The organism is Flavobacterium humidisoli, from assembly GCF_023272795.1.
Taxonomy (GTDB): domain Bacteria; phylum Bacteroidota; class Bacteroidia; order Flavobacteriales; family Flavobacteriaceae; genus Flavobacterium; species Flavobacterium humidisoli.
Map to the genome: position 1 here is coordinate 4551120 of NZ_CP096829.1, position 19098 is coordinate 4570217.

A 19098-nucleotide genomic window follows, 5' to 3' on the forward strand; every position below is an offset into this window, starting at 1 on the left:
TCCGTGAAATCTGTGTTATATTATTTTGAATTTTCTATTCTGTAATTGCTTTTTTATCTAAATCTTTCCCTTTTTTAACTGACGTTGTTACATTGTTAAAAACATTATTTTTTAGGAAAACATTCTTTGTTTCTTTTCCGTTTGCTTCGATGAAAACATCCGTAGCATTAAATGGAAAATTATTATTAATCAACACATTAGAAACATTATCTAATTTGATAACCGGAACATTTTTAATTGCTGTTGAAGATCCAACATTGTCTAAAATAACATTTTTGGAATCTGATATTTTGAAAGAAGAACCAATCGTTGCATTTACTTTTACATCGTGAAATTCAACATCTGTAGCGGTGTTTACTGTAAAACCTTCTTTTCCGTCCATATTGATATTGGAGAAAGTGATGTTCTGAATTGGCATTTCGGTAATTCCTAAAATTTGACCAGCTTTGTTCACGTTTGAAGCTGTAATATTGCTCATGTGAATGTTTCTGAAAATCGGTGTTTTCTCTGTAACAGGTTCTACTTTGGTATCTTTATCGTAGAAAAGGCTTAGTACAATTGCTTCTTCTTTAATGTTTTTCATGACGATATTATCCACACGAATATCTTCTACAACACCACCGCGTCCGCGTGCTGATTTGATACGGATTCCGCGATCGGTTCCGTCGAAAACACAGTTTGAAATCGTGATTTTTTTGATTCCGCCCGACATTTCGCTTCCTATAACAACACCACCATGACCGCTTAACATTGTACAATTGGTAATCGTAACATTTTCAGTTGCTTTTCCGTATTTACGTCCGTCACCGTCTCTTCCTGATTTAATCGTAATGCAATCGTCTCCAACGCTGATATGACAATTTGAAATATGAACATTGGTGCAAGATGAAGGATTAATCCCATCTGTATTTGGCGAATGCGGATTAAAAATCGAAATTCCGGTTACCGTTACATTATCACAGAACTCAGGATTGATCGTCCAAAAAGGCGAATTTTGAAACGTAACGCCTTCAATTAAAATATTTTTACAGTTGTAAGCCTGAAAAAAAGAAGGTCTGAAGAATTTTTTATCAACCGTTCTTTTGTAATACGGCTCTGTGTAAAGGCCTTTGTTTTGCTCTTCCCACATCGTTTGGTATTTGGTTGGAGGAAGCGGTTCTTTCGCCGTTTCAATTCGGTACACTTCATTCCACCACGCTTTTCCTTGTCCGTCGATTACGCCTCTTCCAGTAATAGTGATGTTTTCTACATCTTTAGCATAAAATAAAGGCTGGAAACTTTTCATTACGATTCCTTCGTAACGCATTTCTACATAAGGAAGATAATCATCAAAATTTTCTGAAAACTTTAAAAGTGCGCCTGAATCTAAATGAATCGTGATGTTGCTTTTTAGATTTAATGCTCCCGTAAGATATTCCCCAGCAGGGAAAAATATAGTTCCTCCGCCATTTTTAGAGGCTTTTTCAATTGCATTTTGAATGGCTTGGGTGCATTTTATTCCTTTGTTGTTTCCTCCTTCGTTTAGAATGTTTAACCAGCCGTCGTTTGCGAAAGCGATGTTAAGTCCTGTGATGAAGAAAAGAATTATTAGTATGTTTTTCATTGTTTATATTTTTGGATAATCGAACTGTTTGTCATTCCGAGGAACGAGGAATCTCACTAAAAATTCCATATAGTAATTCGCCAATCGTTGTCGATTCTCGAGTGTGATTCCTCGTTCCTCGGAATGACAATATTGAGGATAATCTGTGATTACTTATTTCAAGAATTGCATTTCACTAATTACTTTTTACTTTTCACTAATTACTAAATAGAACGTAAAATCAAAACCCAATCATTACCGTCTTCTTTTTTTCCTGCTGGTTGAAAATTTTGAGTCCCTTTATTATCAAATGTACCTATTTTAATTTTCTTGCCATTTCTTGGATTATACCAAGTTGCTTCGAATTTATCGCCGGAAATTTTTCCTAATTTGGCTTCAATTATTCTTCCGTTATAAGTGTAAAACAAAGCATATTTTTCTCCTCTTATTACCGGAATGTAATCGTACTTTTCTCCTTGGTTCACTACTAATGAAACATCTGGAGTTCCTTCTAAAAATGGAAATTCTTCCATCAGTTTTTTAATATAAACCATCTGTTTTGCTCCTGGTGCATTAATGGCCGATGTCCATAATTCTTTGTTTCCATATGCTGGTTTATCGCCTTTTCTGAACATCTGCATTACGGCGTTGTGCCCGTATGTATATCCTGATGCGCCAGATAGAACTGACCAATATCCGTAACGGCGAACATCATTTGCTGTCCATTTTGGCTGTAAAGTATCGTGTAAACCGTGTGGAATTCCTTCGTACGATGGCTCTCCGTCAAGAGTTGGTTTTGTTGGTTTTAATTCGAAATCTCTTAGCACAAATTTGTAATTGTCTTCTTTGAAATTCGTTTTTATTGAATCCTGATCGTATCTTCTGTGGCCTGACTGAAACATATTGAAATCCAGCCATTTTGCGTTGTGAAAATTCTCTGATGAATCGGTTCTTCCAAACGGGTGAAAAGTCACTAATTGGTTTGGATTATTAGTTTTTAAAGTATTCCCAATGGCGTTCCAGATATCCTGAAATTCATTTCCGTGCGTGTCTCCGCCGTTTAACCAAATTACGTTGGTTTTGTTTTTATAACGATTTGCCAAAAACGTTGCATATTCTACTGCCTGTTCTTTGCTCACTTTATTCCCTTTTGAAACGTTTGTTCCCCAAACCGGAACCATTGCTAAATAAATTCCGTTTTTGCGAGCGACTTCTAATGTATAATCTACGTGATCCCAATAATCGTATTGTTTTGCATCTTTAAAATCATTTCCTGCTGTAAGCAATGGTTTTGATACGTCTTCGTTGATTAAAGCGGCATCGCCATACACATTCACGGCATTGATGTTATGCAAAACCATCACCTGAACGACGTTGAAGCCTTTGTCTTTTCTGTCTTTAAAATATTTGTCTACTCCTGCTCTGTCTAATTTCCCGAATGCCAGCCAGCCTGTGTCGCCCAGCCAGAAAAATGGTTTTTCATCTCCGGTAACAAAATAATGCTGATTTTTAGAAATTTTGATTTCAGAAAGTGCGTCTTTTGTTTTGGCAGCTTGCGAAAATCCGCTTTGTGCTGTCAATAAAAAGCTTGCACTTAAGGCGTATAAATATTTAATTTTCAGATTCATTTTGGTTGTATTTTGAAATTATATTTTTATTTTTTTTGCCACAGATTTCACTGATTTAATGGATTTTCCAAGCTTTGTCTTTAAATTTTTCTCGCAGATTTTGCGGATTGAGCAGATTTCATTTTTAATCTTTGATTTTAATTCTTTTTAAAAACAAAAAGTACTTTTTCTTTTATTTCTGCTTGTGGAATTGTTATTTGTTTTCCTCCGCTTATATTGGCTTTTTTATTGAAAGTTCCTGTTGCTGCGTTTATTGTGTATACTTCAAAAGTTCCTTTTTCGTTTGATAAATCGATTGTAATATCCTGATCGGTTTTCAGATAAAAAAGATAACTTTTTCCTTTGTTTTCTAATTTCCAGAGATTGTCTGAAAACGTATTTCCGTCTACTAATTTCATTTCGCTTAAAGCGGTATAAAAGTCTGGAAGCTCGATTTTCGGAATATTTGCCAATGAAGCGCCCGCCATTAAAGCCGGCCATCCAAATCTTGGCGAACCGTCGGTTGAATATAAAATTACCTTTTCAGGATATTTTTCCCGGTATTCACGCACGGCACGATACACCTGATTATCTGTTTCTTTTCCGGTTTTTAATTTTCGGGCGTGTTGTCTTGGTGCTAAATTTTTACCGCCTTCTGGTGCGTAAGCCGATCCGTCTTCTTTGTAATACCAATAACGAATGTCAATTGCATCTACTGTTTTGGCTCTTTTCGCATCGTTTAAAATAGCATCCTGAACGTCTTTTGTAGCACTTAAACCAATGATTGCTTTTTTACCCGTTTCGTCTTTCCATTTTTGAACTTCGTCCAGCCAGAATTCCATAAAGTGCAGCGGACCTGTATATTCGGCGCTTGTTAACTGAATTACGTTGCTGTTTTCTGCAAAATTATCCAGCGATTTTCTGATGAAACCTTGGTGTAATTTTCTTCTTACAGGATTCGTAACATCATAAAACTGCTCTGCCATGAAAATACGCTTGTCTCCTGCATATGGCGGTGGTTCTGGAAATCCCGTACTGTTTATATTGTTTGCAGAACGCCACGGTGAACTTGACCAGTGTGCTCCAGCTTCTATAATATTATGCTGAAAATATTGCTGATTAACTAACAACTGTCCTTTCGCTTCTGCGACATTCGCAAAAAGCGACAAACGCTCCCAGTACCAATCATTGAATTTTGTTAAATCGTATTTGCTTAATTGATCCCATGCTAAATCCTGCCCGCTTCTGGCAAATGGCTGTTCGTAGAATGGAGGCCAAACATCGGCATCAAAACGGCGAACTCTTTCGTGATCGTCCATTCTTCTCTCGTACCACAAACCGTAATTGTGCTCTAAAGCAACCATATTATTGGTACTCAAATAATCTGATACGTCATTGATATTATCTGTAAATCCGGTTCCGGTTCTTCCGGGAACGAATCTTGTAACATCCGGAACCGACTTAGAAATATCACTATCTCTCAGACTTCCTCGCCACCACGGCACGCTTAATCTATTTCCCGCGATTACTTTATTGTCATAAGTAAGCCATCCATTTTTTGTGGTTACTTTTTTATCTGAAATTGTATTTTGTGTCGAATTTATTTTTAAATCATTCGCATTTTTGAGTCCTGAATTGTTTGTATTAATTGGATTTGCTTTTGATACTTCTGCGATCCATTCTACTAAACTTTCTTTTGGAGCTACTGAATTTTTGGTTAATTCGGCAGCAACTTCCATTGTAGGACTTGAAGAAGGTTCTGAACCTAAATCATATATATGCGGATTGACAGGAAGTTTTTCCAATCTGTTTTCTAGTTGTGCATAAAATAAACTTCTTGGCGCAATATGGTTGTTTACGTCTTTCCAATGCCCATCTCCAGCCATAATGCCGCCCCAAGTTCCAAAAGCCCAGTTTTGCGCTGTTGGCGGATTGTAGCATTCTATTTTAGAAGCAGATGTTTCCCAAATCACACTATTAGCAGCAGTCCAACCTGCGCCTCTTCCGTTTTGTTCTCTGTTATTGTAACTTAAAGTGTGGCCGTCTATATAAGAAATCTCAAATAATACGCCTGTTGCCCAGCTTCCGATAGCACCGCTATTATTGAATGGTAAAAATGATTCGCATTGAATAAATACATTTGGTCCTGTTGTTCCAAAACCGCCAACTGCAAAATCGTGGTAACCGTATTCTGAATAACAGCGTTGAAATAAGGTCTGCTGACCTTCTGTATAAAAAGTATGACGTCTAAAACCTGCAATTTCAGAAACGGGTTCTGTAGCAATACAATCTTCAACTGTAATTTGCTGTGCCGATTTTAATACCGAAACGGCTCCTCCTGCAAAATGCTTAAAACTTACTTGTTTTACCCATGCATTTCTTGTGTTTTCTATACTGATTCCGAACCATCTGTGTTCTTCGTCTTTTGGTTTTGAAGTATCATAAGCTGATTTCAACAAAATATTTTCGATTCCGATTTGCTCAATTCTTCCCGACCAAGAATATGTGTTTACTTTTGCAGTTCCGTAAACATCATCTAAAGCCATTGTTAGTGGAGCATTTAGAGTTATTTCATTGCCGTTGATTTTGGTTACGACTCTGTTCCAGGTAATATCCCAATCATTTTTTTTCCAGCCAACCCAACCTGTTTCTGCACCAAAATCATCCATTTTTAACTCTTTAATCCAATTATCTGTTAAAGGTTTTGTGATGATAATTTCATCTGATGGTTTTAATTTTGAGGCATTTTTTAATTGGAGTGTTTTGGTTCCCAGCGGCGTATAATTTGTATTGAATTCAAAGGTTTCACCCAGTTTTTTATCGTCAATTCCTAAAACTCTAATTACAGCTTCTCTTTTTAATCCAGTTCCTAAAAGAATAGTTCCGTTTTCATTATTACCGCTTCCGCGTAAAATAACGCCTGATTTTCTGATGAATAATGTTCCGTTAATTTTAAATGTTCCTTTGTCTAAAAGAACTGCTCCGCGAAAACCTGATTTATTTGGTTTTAAATTACTTACATAATCAATCGCAGCCTGAATTCTTTGTGTTGCATCTTCTTCTTGTTTTGGAACAAAAATTTTATTCTCGACATTCGGAATTGCTTTTTCTGATGCCATATATCCTGCATAAGAAAAATCAGGAATTTGATTTCCTTTATTATCTGTTGTGAAAGAAAGTTTTCCTTCTTTGGTTTTGATAATGTCAGGGAAATTGGTTTGTGCTGTTGTAATGCTAATGCTGAAAAGCATCACGAAAGTCGATAAAATTATTTTATCTTTTTGAAGGGAGATTGTATTTTTTAACTGGATAAAATTCACCTTATTATTTTTTTAGACTTTAAAATTAAACCATATGAGTAATATAAGCTCATATAATTTTTAGGTTTGTCTTTCTCCACAATCTTGTCATTTCGACGGAGGAGAAATCACACTCGCATATAGCCAAAGATTGATCACATACTTTGTGGATTTTCTAGTGTGATTTCTCCTCCGTCGAAATGACAAACTTTGTGTTTAATCTTTATGTTAATTAAACCTGATAGGTTTACGTTAATTCTTGTGACTAAATTTAAGACTTTATTGTAACAATCCCTTTAATTTAGCCAATGTATCGGTGTTATTTTCGGTTTTTGTCCAGTCAATTTTATTGTTTGGATCGATTCCGTTGAAATATTTCTCGATGTTGGTATATCCGTCTCCGTTTGAATCTTTAACCGCATCTGAAGCATCATTCGGGTTTAACCCAAATTTTTTCTCCCATGCATCTGGAATTCCGTCATTATCAGAATCTTTATATGCTTTTCCTTTATACGTTGGATAACCTCCCACTTGGTCAGGATGTGTTATAATACCTTTTTTATAAGAATCTGCAGGTAATCTTCTTTTAACAAATTCTTTTCCAATTGCGTTTTCTAAACCGTCTTTTACTTCGATTTTTCCGGTGCGCACTTGTTTAATGATTCTTTCGTCAACCGCATCTCTTTTTGGAATTGTTGCTCCTACATTCGTCAAAACAAAATCATATGCTTCCTCAGCCGACATGATATTAAACTTTGGCATTGAGAAAGGTTTTGGCTGTTTGATTGCTGCTAAAAAATCTTTTGTTTGAGCTTCCGGAAGATCTTCTAATTGTACACCGCCATTCCAGTTATCTGCTGTAACTTCTGGAGACCCCACAATAAAATTACCTGAAACATAAGCTCTTCCGTATTGTTTTGGTTCAATATACCCAGATTCAGGCTTTACAATTCTATGTGCAATTGGCTGATCTGCTGGTGTTATTGGACCTGGTTTGAAGTAATTATTGATGATATTCAGCATCGAGCGATAATCACCTCCGTCCAAAGTACGATTCCACCAATTGAATACTACGTTATTCACGAAATTGAAGTCGCCATACATTCCGATAGAAGCATTTCTCGAAATGTTGTCTGCCCATAAATTGCGCATAAACGTACTATTTAATCCGCCGATTGTACTTCCAAAAGCGTGATTATACGTATCTAAACCTTCAGAAGAGATGGTGTTTTGAATGGTGATGTTACAAGCTGGTAATTTCTCCAGTTTTGACTTTGCATTTGCTGCGAATTGATGTCTGTACAAAGAAATATTTTCGTCTAATCCCCAACTTACTGAGCAGTGGTCTACGATAATATTTCCCATCGGATTTCCGCCCAATGCGTCGTCTCTTCTTGTCACTTCGGTTGCACCACGTCTAAAACGCATGTGTCTGATAATAACGTCATGAGTATCAATTTCTAAAGTTTCTCCTGCAATGCAAATTCCGTCACCAGGAGCAGTCTGTCCAGCAATGGTCACGTAAGGCGCACGCATGCTAATTCTTTTTTTCAATTGAATAATTCCCGAAACGTTAAAAACAATAGTTCTTGCTCCAACTGCTTCACAAGCTTCACGAAAAGTTCCTTTTCCGCTGTCTTCTAAACTAGTAACCACAAATATTTTTCCGCCACGTCCGCCTTGTGTAAATGCTCCTCCGCCTTCAGCACCTGGAAAAGCAGGAATATCTGCCAAAACAAAATCTTTAGGATATGAAGCCCAAGGTAAATACGGTTTTCCTTGTTTTGCTTCTTCTTTGATTATATGAAGATTAGCATTCCAGATTTCGCTCAGTCTTTTTTCTTCGTCAGCTAAAATAGCATCGGCTTTTTCCTGAACAGGTTTTGGAATTACCGGATATTGGGCATATGCCGATGAAACAAGCGAACAAAATGACAACGCCATAAATGTTCTTTTTAAAGTACGGTTAGGGAAAATAGTATACATTGAATTGTGTGTGGTTGTAGTTAATAGTTGTAATAGAAAAAATTATTCTTTTGAAGTCGAATCTTTTACTTTATTCTTTTCTCTTTCTTCGATACGTTTGTGCCAGTCTGCACTCTCTTTGTTTAGATCGTAACCTTGTTTTGATAAATAATTGTTGATTCTTCCTTTGTATTTACCAAACCATCCGTGTTTTTCCTTAGATGAACCCGCGTCCATTGCATGTTCTCTGGCTTCAACTAAAGCTTTGTAGATATAGTCTTTTTGTTCTGCTGTTAAATTTGGCAACATGTCATTGTAACCTGCAACTGTTATAGGAAGTACGCCATAGGTCATTCCGTCTTTAACTTCAGTAATTTTATCTTCTGATAATTCTTTACCTAATTTTTTGATGTACGATTTGTGCAGTTTTACAATTGATTCATCTGCTTTTGATTTCAGTTTATCAATTTTCTCGTTTTGTTTTTCTTTGGCTAAGCTTGCATTTTCTTTTACTTTTTTGATTTCAGCATCTCTCCCATCCTGAATTTCAGTTAGATCTCTAAACTGTTGCGCAATGATGTTTGAAACCACTTTTTCTTTTGCCTCGTTTTTCAAATCTAATTTGGTAACGATTTTTGCAGCTCTTTCGTTAGTAACCTTTACATATTCAGGATCTAAATGCTGTTGTGCATTTAAAGTTGAAAAGGCAAAAACAAGCGATAACAAACCAGCATTTATTTTATTTAGTGCCATGATTTTATTTTTTAGTTATTTAAAAACATTCTTGCTCATTACTAAACAAGAATGTTTTCAAAAATTATTCCTTATTTTAAATCTAATAAAGGTCTAACTAATGTTTCTTTGTTATTAGCAAGATCTTTCCAATTTACTTTTATAGCAGGATTTACACCGTTGATGTAGTCTTCGATATTAGAATATCCATCTCCGTTTAAATCTCCTTTTGCATCAGATGGATCATTCGGATTTAAACCGTATTTTTTCTCCCATGCATCTGGCATTCCGTCTTTATCAGTGTCTACATAAGGTTTTCCTTTGTATTCTGGATATCCTCCAACTTGAGAAATGTCGGTAATAATTCCTTTTTTATAAGAATCCATCGGTAAACGTCTGTGTTCGAATTGATAGAATTCTTTTTTCTCTAATCCTTTTGCATATTCCGGAACTCCCGTTTTTACAGTTCTTACGATTCTTTCGTCTACTTTATCTCTGATTGGTAAAGTCGCTCCAACATTTTTAAGTACGAATTCATAAGATTCTTCAGCTGTCATAAATTTATTGAACCACGGCATTGGGAAAGGTTTCTCTACCTTCATTTTAGAGAAGTATTCTTTTGCTTCATCGTAAGTCATTAATTCCCCTTTTTTATTCTCTAGCTGAATTCCGCCATCCCAGTTGTCTTTGGTAACTTTTTCGTTTCCATTAACCACATTTCCATTAACATAAGCTCTTCCGAAAACCAAATAAGGCAATTTACTTCTTCCTGATTCTGGTTTTAAAATTCTATAGCTGATTGGCTGTGTTAAATCGGTTACAGGACCTGGTTTGTAGAAGTTGTTTATGATGTTGTAATTTGCTGTATAATCGCCGCCATCTGTTGATCTGTTGTACCAGTTGAAAACTACGTTATTCACAAAATTGAAAATTCCGTTCCAACCTATAGAAGGGTTTCTTCCTGCATTGTTAGCCCACATATTTCTCATGAAAGAACAGTTTTCTCCACCTAAAGTACTTCCAAAAGCGTGATTGTAAGTATCTAATGCTTCTCCAAATAAACTGTTTTGGATTGTAATATTTACAGTTCCAACTTTAATGTCTGGGTAACCTGGCCCTGGATTGTACATGTGTCTGTAGATTGACATATTTTCGTCTAATCCCCAAGTTGCAGAAACGTGGTCGATCATGATGTTTCCAACAGGATTTCCTCCAATAGCATCATCACGACGGCCTACAAAAGTTTCTCCACGACGGAAACGTACGTGTCTTATAATTACGTCATGAGTATCGATCCAAGTTGATTCTCCAGCAATACAAACACCATCGCCAGGAGCCGTTTGTCCTGCAATTGTAATGTAAGGCGCGCGAATAATCAATGGACTTTTTAATCTTATAATTCCGGCAACATTAAATACCACTATTCTCGCTCCTCCTTGCTCGCAGGCTTCACGCAAAGTTCCTGGTCCGCGGTCTTCAAGACTAGTTACCGTGTAAACTTTTCCACCACGACCTCCAAATGTGTACATTCCACCACCCTCAGCACCTGGGAAAGCAGGAATTTCTGCCTGAGGTAAATCTGTTGGTCTAGCTGCCCACGGAATATAAGGTTTACCATGTTTTGCTTCTTCTTCAATAACAACTAAAGCTTTTGTCCAAGCTTCATCAGAAAGTCTCTGAGCTTCTTCTTTAATTGCTTTTTCTTGAGCCTGAACTTCTGGACTTATCTTCGGATATTGAGCAAAACATTTTGCACTTCCTAAAAAAAGCAGAGATGATGCGATAAATAATACGGAATTTTTCATGTTAATTTCTAGTTGTGGTAATTCTTTTTAAACAAATCACCTGTATCTTTTGACGAATACAGGTGAAAAGCTTTGTAATATTTCTGTTTTTTAATAAAAATCTATTCTTGATAATTGAAAGTCCCTAGCCCACCAAAGTTATCATTCCAACCAATAGTTTGTAATAGCCAAGGATTTGCAGTTAAAGCCGTTGTATTTAATCCATTAATATAATAGTTAGGATTGAATTTGATATTAACCGCCGCTCCATTAAAGTTATCCATAGGCGTAACTAATGCTGTACGGATAAAGTTTGTATTATAGAATGTTGCCAAAGTTGCTAATTGAGCTTGGAAATTTGCCGCATCTGGATCTGCTACTATACTTGCACGAGCATTAGCCAAAGGATCGGTAGTCGCTGAAGTTGTTGCAACTTTATATTGTAAAAAGTTACCAGTACGTTTTGTTCCGTTAATTGGTGTTAGACCTAATTTACTTACAGTACCTCCTGTAACTCCAGGCAATACTTCATTATCATATAACATCCATCTTTGAACATCCCAAAAACGTTTTCCTTCGTAAGCTAACTCTACTCTACGCTCATATAAAACTGCTTCAATTGCTTGATACTTATCAGAAAGTGTTCCAATTCCGTAATTGTTTGCTGAAGGAATACCAACACGATTTCTAATTCTTCCTAAATAAGCTATAGTGTTAGTAGTTTGACCTAAAGCTGCATAACATTCTGCGATGTTTAATAATAATTCAGCATAGCGATATTCAAAAATATCTGTACCAGAATACTGGAAGTTTGTTTCTTTACTAGCAGCTGTATTTGTCATTTTTCTTACGAAAGCTGGACTTGATATTGCAGTATTTCCATCTGAAAACCCTGCTTTATTTGAACCATCTAACCAACGGTAAGCCCAAAGAACACTATTTGGAGTTTCTTTGCTTCCCCATTTAGAACCAGAAAAAGCGAAAGTTCTGTAAAATCTAGGATCTCTGTTAAGGAAGAAAGTAAAATCGTTATAACCATTTGCTGCAGTTGGTCTACTACCATCTGCCATCGGAAATAAATCAATCATTTCTTTTGGAGCAGCAACTCCTCCACCTGTACCTCCTAAACTCAATAAACGGATTCCTTTTTCCCAAGAGTTATTAATTGCTTGAGAAGTAACACCAAATCCGCAAAGTTGCACTGTGATTGCTTCTGAACAGAAAGCATTATCAATCAAGAACATTTGTTCCCATTGTTTTGCAGTGCTTCCATATAATCCATAACCGTCAGCTGTCAATTGAGCTTCTGCTTCCAATCCTGCTTTCAACGCCGCTTCCCAACGTTCGTTTGAACCATCCCAATTTTTATTAAATATAGGACTAGCAAATGTTAAAAGTACTCTAGATTTTTGAGCCATTGCAGCTCCTTTAGTAAAACGTCCGTAAGCTGCAGCTCCCCAGTTTCCAGGTAATAAACTTGCGGCCATGTCTAAATCACTAACGATTTGCGCCACCACTTCAGAAACTTTTGCTCTAGGCAACTGGATTGAAGCATCTGTAGCCGATGCATCTTGAACAGTAGTTACAATAGGAACTCCTCCATAAACACGCATTAGATCAAAATACTGCATTGCACGCATATAATACATCTGCCCTTTTGCTTGATCACGGAATGTTTTATCCAAATTAGAACCTTTTACATCAATGTCTTCTAAGAAAGCATTACATTCTCTAATTCTGTTGTATGGATGGTTATTGATACTAGTTGCTAATTTAGCTCCATAATAACCACTTGCATCAGCTGAGTTTATAAGTGTTTTGTTTGGATTGATAAAATCTTGCGTTCCACCCAACTCTTCTGTCAACCTTGAATTTGTATCTGTATAAGAACCAATAATTGTAGCAGTTGGTGACTTATAAGCATTATAAAAATCATAATATTGATTGTCTACATAGGCTTGTGCACGCTCTTGAGTTTGGTAGAATGTATCATCGTAAAAGCCATAACCTTTCTTATCCTTTAGAAAATCATCACTACAAGAAGCAGCACCTACTGCTAGCAATAGTGATAGTGTTATATATTTAAATGGTGTTTTCATAATTTCTTTTAATTTTGATTAGAATGATACGTTAAAATTAAGCGACCAAGTTCTAAGTGTAGGATAATTTACAGAAGAATTATCATACATATTTCTATAATGATCTGGATAAGGATTGTATAAATCCCAAAGATTATTACCTGTTACTCCCAACGTTATAGCAGCAATTTTTGTATCTGCAAAAACTTTCTTAGGGATATCATAGTTAAGACTTAAGTTTCTAACAAAACAACGGAAAGTGTTTAGCTGCCAGAAATCTGATGGGCTAGACATATACGTCCATTGCGCCACGTTTGGATATTTACCATTTGGATTATCCTCAGCATCATACATATCTCTCCAGAAACTCTCACGAGACCACATATTGTTTGCAGATGATGTACCTTGATTTACTAAGTCTACAAAATTAGCTCCTCCCCAAGAAGTTGCAATTTGAGTTCTCAAAGAGAATCCTTCATATTTAAAACCTAAATTGGTTGTAAAACCATAAGTTCTACTGCTGTTAGCCAACTTCACATAATCATTCTCTTTCATGATTTGTCCGTCTGCTGGTGCTAATGTTCCATCTGGATTAAGTTGTCCAGCAACATCTTGATAAGCTAAAGATCCTTTTCTCATTCCAGAAACAGAGTTGATATCGAAATATCTTGGCACTCCTCCAACTGCTGTAGCACGTTCTGTTAAATAGGCCCAGTAATTTGCAATATCTTCATCTGTACGTAAAATACCATCTCCTGTTGAAGTTCCTTTCCAAACTGCAAATCCCCATACTGGATTAAATGATGAATATCCTACACGTGTTGTATTGCTTGACGGAACAAGATTTCCTTGATCTGGATATTTTTTGATCTCATTATTATTGTAGCTAAAGTTGATTCCAACATTGTAGCTCATGTTACTTTTTATCTTATCACTCCAGTTAATAGCAAATTCATGTCCCCATGCGTCAATTTGACCATAGTTTTGTTCAGCATAAGCTCCTCCTACAGAAATTGGCACACCTACAGCACTGCTCATGTCTGTTAACATATCTGTATTTTTATCGTAATAAAAATCATACGTAAAGTTTAATCTGTTTTTCAACAAATTAATATCAAGTCCAACGTTGTTTTTTATAGTAGTATCCCATGTTACATTTCTATTTGGATTTACTCTAGGAGTCAAACCATTTCCATTAAATCCACCACCACTCGTTGCTGTACCAGGTCCAAACTGAAAACCTTTGTCTACGATAAGATCATAATACTGCTCCCATCTCCAAGGCTGGATATTATCTTTTCCTGTTTTACCAATAGAGTAACGAATTTTAAAGAAGTCAACCCAAGGCAATCCTTTTTCAAACCAATTTTCTTTAGACATTACCCAACCCACTTGAACAGATGGGAAAGTTCCCCAATAATTCTCTGGTGCAAATTTTGTCGAAGCATCACTACGTAAAATAAACTGGAATAAATATTTTTGTTTATAGCTATAATTTAAACGTCCAAAATAAGACAATGTTCCTCCTTCAACTTTTGTAGCCTGGCTATTAGAAGTACTTAATGTTCCAGCAGTACGATAATCTCCTAAATAATCTTTACCTGTTTGCTCATAAGCCAAACGTGTAAAAGTATTGTATACTTCAGAAGCTTCACCACCTACCATTGCACCAATTTGATGATCTCCAAAAGTTCTGTCATAGTTGATCATGAAATCTCCTTGAGTACTTTTACCGTCTGTATTGTTATAATACACTCTTGAGTTTCTTACATTCGTCTCTAAAATATAACTACCTGTTGGATTCGTTGTCGCATTATAAAAACTAGGATTAGCAGCACTTGCTAAGTGTTTGTCTTGAAGCTGATAATCTCTAATTCTAACTAAATCATACGGCAATTGAATTTGCTCTGTGTAAGCTGAACTTTGATTTCTTGAATAAGTAACTTTAAAAGATAATCCTTTAACTGCTGCCAGTTTATAATTTAAGGAAGCATTTACATTGAATGTATTATCATCAGTAACTTGATGTGAACCATTATTTAAATTGGCAAAATAGTTCCAACCTGCAATATTATTATTTGCATTTGCGCTTCCAAAGTTTTTGTTTGAATTAGGGAAAGGAGAAACATAATATTGATTACCATCTACAGTTGTTTGCCAAGGCACGTGTTGCGGCATGTGTAACAAGAATCCGTAATCTGCTTGTTCTCCACCAGCAGCAGAAGCATAACTACCGTCACTAATATTTGATGATGCTTTAGTGAATGATTTATCAACTGTTCCAACATTTCCAGAAACAGAAGCAGAAAAATCTAAATTCTTAGCAATTTTCGCGTTGATCCCTGTACGGAAATTCCATTTATCATATTTTTGGTTTCCTAAATTTGCATCTTGCGTTAGGTAAGTTGCTCCTGCAAAATAGGTAATATCTTCATTACCTCCACTCACATTAAAAGAGTGTTTTTGCTGAATAGCTGGTTTCCAAGCTTCTTTTAGCCAGTTATAATTTAAGCCTTTCATTTGCTCCAATTCTGCATCCGAATATATAGTAGCCGGATCAATAACAGCAGGCGCAGCTACTCTTGATTTAAAAAATCTATTGCTAAAAACTCCAAATTCATAAGCATCCAATACCTTACTATGGCTAACTGCATCATTTATTGCAAATTGGCTATTGTATGAAAACTTTGCCTTACCAGCTTTACCGCGTTTTGTTTTTACAACAATTGCCCCTTGTGAAGCACGCGAACCGTAAATTGCAGCAGAACCATCTTTTAATACTGTAATACTCTCAATCTCTGAAGGATCTAATCTATTAAACTGTTCCAATGTAGGCTTACCATTACTTGGATCAACTTGGATCATGTCGTCAATGATGATCAAAGGAGTACTAAAACCTCCATCTTTAGATAAACTAAAAGTTTGACGGATTTGAACACTTCCTGCATCCCCAGGACGACCAGTTCCGCTAGTAACAGTAACACCAGGAACTAATCCTTTTAATGCGTCAGATAAATTTGTTACAGGTAAATCCATTAAGTCGTCTGCCTTAATAGTAGCAATCGCTCCAGTAAGTTCCTTTTTCTTCTGACTACCGTAACCAACTACAACTATATTTTCTAATTGATTAAAATCGTCTTCCATTTTTGCATTAACAATAGAACGATTATTAAGAGCGATTTCTATTTTCTTCATTCCGATGAAAGAGAATACTAATGTAGCTCCGCTTTTAACTTTAATTTGATACTTTCCATTGTAATCTGTCGTCACCGAATTTTTGGTAGATTTTTCAGTTACGTTAACTCCAGGCAATAGTCCACCTAAATTGTCTGTAACGGTTCCCGTTACTGTAACTTGATTTTGAGCATAACTCAATACACTCATCAGTGCAAACAAAAGAAAACTACATCTTTTTATAAGTGCTTGTTTCATAAATGTTTTTTTTGGTTAGGTTATTAATTGTTAGTTAGTCATGTTTAATGTGCCTCTTCTATTAACAAAATTTTTCTTAATGGAATCTTAAATTAATTTTATTAAATGTTTAAAACACATTTATTTTAATATTCCAAAAATATGACGATGGCACATTAGAACCGTCCTGCTCTATCCTGTTTTAATCATGTTATTTCAAAAAAAAACACTTAAAAAAAACAATATTAATAAAAAACGAATGGAAAAAATAGATGAACCAAAATATTAAAGACAAATGTTTGCTTATTACAAAATTTAAAAACTCATTTTGACTAAAAAACAATAAGATTGTTATCAAAAATAAACATATAGTATATATTCTGCAAAACTAATTACTATCACCACTGATAAATAATAGCTTATAAAATACTAATTTTTACGAAAACGATAGAGATAAATACTCTAAGTATATTTTTTTTAGATAAAAAAGCTTACAAAATCAAATACAGGATACCTGTAGGTTACTCCAAAAAAATCCTTATTTTTTTTTATTAAAAAAAAATATTTTTAAACGTAAATTCTGACCAACAAAATTTAAACCGTTTTTTTTCGATTTTTTTGATTGATGAAAATAAAAAAAGCCCGCTAGATCCAATCACTAGCGGGCTAATATTATTCTTTCCAAATCTATAATTTCTTCATTGCATTAAAAACCAATTGAGCGATTTCAATTCCGCCCTGTGTTTGAAAATGCGTATTATCTTTTTGTCCGTTTGGAAAAGCAGGAAACTTTCCAGCTTCAAAATTCATAAAATAGTTTGTAGTTACATAGTCTTGTCCTTTTGAAGAAAAGAAACTCATCGAAAGTTCATTCAGATCGATATATTTTACCTTCAATTCGTTTGCAACCTCTATTGCTGCTTGAGGATATTCACCATGAACATTACTTAATTTGCCATCTTTCCAAGGATAATTTCTGGCAACTGGAGTAAGTACAATTGGCGTTGCGCCTTTTTCTTTGGTTTGATTGATAAAAAGACGCAGAAATTCTTTATAACCTTCAATGTTTACATAACGTTCTGTTTTTTCTACCGATGCATCATTATGACCAAATTGCATCATAACCACATCTCCTTTTTGAAGAGAATTGTAAACGGAAGCCCAGCGTCCTTCCTGAAAAAAAGTTCTGGTACTTCTTCCGCCCTTGGCACGATCGTCAATTTTCACTTCTTTAACATTGCCCAAAATATTTTTGACCAGTTTTAAACTATCCTTCTGGAAAAAAGGCTGAAAAACCTGCCCCCATCCCACCTGCGGAAATTTCTTAGTTTCATAATTTTCTTCTAATGAATAATCGGCAACGGTAGAATCTCCAATTAGGTAAATGGTCGTTACTTTTTGTTTATAATTAAAAGCGCCCAGCACTAGCAGAGAGCACAATCCGATTAATAAAATTCTAACGTTTTTCATTAATTTACTTATTTGGATTCCATCCGTTTAAAACTAAATCTTTACTATATTTTTTAAGGTCTTCTTTATTTAATTGATACGACCATGACACTCTTTGAGAAATCTCTTTAGCGCTTAAACCTTTGCTTCCGAATTCTGCATAATAAGCCGTTTTGTCTTTATCAGGAAATCTTGTATCGATCCATGCATTCCAACCCTCTGGAATAATATGCGAACCTAAATCTGTATTTATAAAAATAGTTTGAGCATAAGGCCTCCAAGGTCTTCCCAAAAATACTTTATCGACTAATTTGTCTTTGGCTGTAAGTTTACAATCAACGAAAACAAATCCGTAAGTTTGACCTTTTGGAGTCGAGGCTGCAGTGATATAAGAGTTCGTTAAACTTTCGATCGTACAATTATAAAAATAAGCCGTTGCTGCACCGAAAATAAAATCGGTTGTACCGTTGATGAAACAGTTTTCAAAGTAGATACGAGTTTTTTCTTCGGATAAATAAAGTGTATCCTGATTGCCTAGAAGATTGCAATTCTTTACAATAACACGATCACTTTTAATATGAAGCGCCACCGCCTGCCCTACTCTTCCAGCGGTATTTTCTACAGTAAGATTTTCTAGCGTACAGTCGTTTCCTTTAATCAAAAATGAATAAGATGTTCCCGTTCCAAAAGCTGTTTTTCCTGATGCATCTTTTTCTCGAAGCGGTTTTCCCGAATAGTCATCAAATGAAATAATCGTTTTGTTTCGATCAGTTCCTTTTAAAGTGATGAACGTTTTAGAAACTGGGATTTCCAATTTCTCCTTATAAACTCCTGGCTTTATAGTTATTACAACACGTTTCTCTGAATTGTCTTTCACATTATTAACCGCTTCCTGAATGGTTTTAAAATCTCCTGAACCATCTTGCGCAACGGTTAAAGCTAATTTGTTATCAAGCGTTTGGGCTGAAATTGAAAGTGTTGTGATTAAAAATAATGCTAGAATATATTTCATATATTTTTTATTTAGTTTTAGTGTTTTTTGTCATCTTGACGAAGGAAAGATCACACTCGAAATTCCGCAATCGTGATACCCAATCTTTGTCGATTTACGCGTGTGATTCCTCGTTCCTCGGAATGACAAACTGTAAGATTAAAATCCGTTTATAATCCGCGTCTTTACGAAGTAAATCC

At 35.5% G+C, this 19098-nt stretch carries 10 protein-coding genes; all 10 read right to left on the minus strand.

Annotated elements, in window-relative coordinates; all coding sequences use genetic code 11:
- Positions 1–34: 34 nt before the first annotated feature.
- The 10 genes from M0M44_RS19395 to M0M44_RS19440 all read right to left on the minus strand — a co-directional run bounded on the left by M0M44_RS19395 (position 35) and on the right by M0M44_RS19440 (position 18919).
- Complete coding sequence (locus M0M44_RS19395; RefSeq protein ID WP_248727181.1) at positions 35–1603, minus strand: glycoside hydrolase family 28 protein; 1569 nt, start codon at positions 1601–1603, stop codon at positions 35–37.
- A gap of 203 nt (positions 1604–1806) precedes the next feature.
- Complete coding sequence (locus M0M44_RS19400; RefSeq protein ID WP_248727182.1) at positions 1807–3210, minus strand: glycoside hydrolase family 140 protein; 1404 nt, start codon at positions 3208–3210, stop codon at positions 1807–1809.
- Positions 3211–3347: 137 nt separating this feature from the next.
- The gene (locus M0M44_RS19405) at positions 3348–6509 is read right to left on the minus strand and encodes a DUF6298 domain-containing protein (protein WP_248727183.1); all 3162 of its coding nucleotides are present in this window, start codon (positions 6507–6509) and stop codon (positions 3348–3350) included.
- A 258-nt stretch (positions 6510–6767) separates the two neighbouring features.
- Entirely contained in the window at positions 6768–8474 is a 1707-nt protein-coding gene (locus M0M44_RS19410; RefSeq protein ID WP_248727184.1) for a polysaccharide lyase, read from the minus strand.
- A 42-nt stretch (positions 8475–8516) separates the two neighbouring features.
- Complete coding sequence (locus tag M0M44_RS19415) at positions 8517–9206, minus strand: DUF3826 domain-containing protein (protein ID WP_248727185.1); 690 nt, start codon at positions 9204–9206, stop codon at positions 8517–8519.
- Positions 9207–9277: 71 nt separating this feature from the next.
- Positions 9278–10990, minus strand: coding sequence for a polysaccharide lyase (locus M0M44_RS19420; protein ID WP_248727186.1), 1713 nt, complete (start codon positions 10988–10990; stop codon positions 9278–9280).
- A gap of 101 nt (positions 10991–11091) precedes the next feature.
- On the minus strand, positions 11092–13068 hold the full coding sequence (locus tag M0M44_RS19425) for a RagB/SusD family nutrient uptake outer membrane protein (protein ID WP_248727187.1): 1977 nt from the start codon (positions 13066–13068) through the stop codon (positions 11092–11094).
- A gap of 18 nt (positions 13069–13086) precedes the next feature.
- Positions 13087–16479, minus strand: a complete 3393-nt coding sequence (locus M0M44_RS19430) for a SusC/RagA family TonB-linked outer membrane protein (RefSeq protein ID WP_248727188.1) — start codon at positions 16477–16479, stop codon at positions 13087–13089.
- Between the two features lie 666 nt (positions 16480–17145).
- A complete protein-coding gene (locus M0M44_RS19435) occupies positions 17146–17928 on the minus strand; it encodes a rhamnogalacturonan acetylesterase (RefSeq protein WP_248727189.1) in 783 nt (260 codons plus the stop codon).
- Between the two features lie 4 nt (positions 17929–17932).
- Positions 17933–18919: a pectinesterase family protein gene (locus tag M0M44_RS19440; protein WP_248727190.1), complete on the minus strand. Its 987-nt coding sequence runs from the start codon at positions 18917–18919 to the stop codon at positions 17933–17935.
- Positions 18920–19098: the final 179 nt, after the last annotated feature.

Coding starts and splice junctions, on each gene's coding strand:
- M0M44_RS19430 (WP_248727188.1), bottom strand. CDS start 16,479: ATGAAACAAGCACTTATAAAAAGATGTAGTTTTCTTTTGTTTGCACTG.
- M0M44_RS19435 (WP_248727189.1), bottom strand. CDS start 17,928: ATGAAAAACGTTAGAATTTTATTAATCGGATTGTGCTCTCTGCTAGTG.
- M0M44_RS19395 (WP_248727181.1), bottom strand. CDS start 1,603: ATGAAAAACATACTAATAATTCTTTTCTTCATCACAGGACTTAACATC.
- M0M44_RS19410 (WP_248727184.1), bottom strand. CDS start 8,474: ATGTATACTATTTTCCCTAACCGTACTTTAAAAAGAACATTTATGGCG.
- M0M44_RS19415 (WP_248727185.1), bottom strand. CDS start 9,206: ATGGCACTAAATAAAATAAATGCTGGTTTGTTATCGCTTGTTTTTGCC.
- M0M44_RS19420 (WP_248727186.1), bottom strand. CDS start 10,990: ATGAAAAATTCCGTATTATTTATCGCATCATCTCTGCTTTTTTTAGGA.
- M0M44_RS19400 (WP_248727182.1), bottom strand. CDS start 3,210: ATGAATCTGAAAATTAAATATTTATACGCCTTAAGTGCAAGCTTTTTA.
- M0M44_RS19440 (WP_248727190.1), bottom strand. CDS start 18,919: ATGAAATATATTCTAGCATTATTTTTAATCACAACACTTTCAATTTCA.
- M0M44_RS19425 (WP_248727187.1), bottom strand. CDS start 13,068: ATGAAAACACCATTTAAATATATAACACTATCACTATTGCTAGCAGTA.